This is a genomic window from Acidiplasma aeolicum, from assembly GCF_001402945.1.
Classification (GTDB): domain Archaea; phylum Thermoplasmatota; class Thermoplasmata; order Thermoplasmatales; family Thermoplasmataceae; genus Acidiplasma; species Acidiplasma aeolicum.
The window spans coordinates 1-630 of the sequence record NZ_LKBG01000203.1; the positions used below are offsets into that span (position 1 = coordinate 1).

Annotated in this window: 2 protein-coding genes; one reads left to right on the forward strand and one right to left on the reverse strand. The window is 26.7% G+C overall.

What is annotated here, in order from left to right; translation table 11 throughout:
* Positions 1–204 (forward strand): hypothetical protein (locus AOG54_RS10115; protein ID WP_236692464.1); only part of this gene is annotated, 204 nt, incomplete at its 5' end.
* Here AOG54_RS10115 and AOG54_RS04540 read toward each other — a convergent pair.
* Positions 192–630, reverse strand: a 439-nt coding sequence (locus AOG54_RS04540) for a hypothetical protein (RefSeq protein ID WP_236692465.1), incomplete at its 5' end; no start/stop codon positions are given. The two genes, AOG54_RS10115 and AOG54_RS04540, sit on opposite strands and share 13 nt — an antisense overlap.

Here is a 630-nt window from a genome sequence, read left to right on the forward strand (position 1 = left end):
AATAATTTAAATCTAAGTTTTAAACCATTTAACACCGAAGAAAATTTCATTTCTTTTAAAAAACCTGTAAGGAGATTCTATAAATCGGACAAGGGTATTAACAGATCATTATCACATGGTTTTTTAAGGGTTAACCCTTTAGATCATATTTTTATTTATTCTGATTTAAAAAGTAATATTACAGACAATATTTATAAATGGTAACAACTAAAAATATTTTGTATGTCCTTAAATAATTTTTTGTAAACGTCATAATGTTCACCCATATGAATATGTTCAAATTCATGTGCTATTTGTGGAATGCCTAAAACATCCAAACTTGAATTTATAATGATTACATACATTGTATCTAATGGTGGTTTTGTGTATTTAGCCGTGAAAAATGGTGTTGAAATAAAGTCATTGCCATCCAGTATTATAACATCAGTCTTTATATTTAATATTTTTTTAAGTTTTGACGAAATACTATCCAAAATATGGTGTAGCTTGTTATCACCTGTAACTAGTAGATTGGGCATTATTAAATATAAATCATTTATATTAGAACACATCATTTTATTGGCTGTATCTAATAATTCCCTGTGAATAATATTGGATACATGCTCCAATGTGATGGGCTCAAAATAAAGG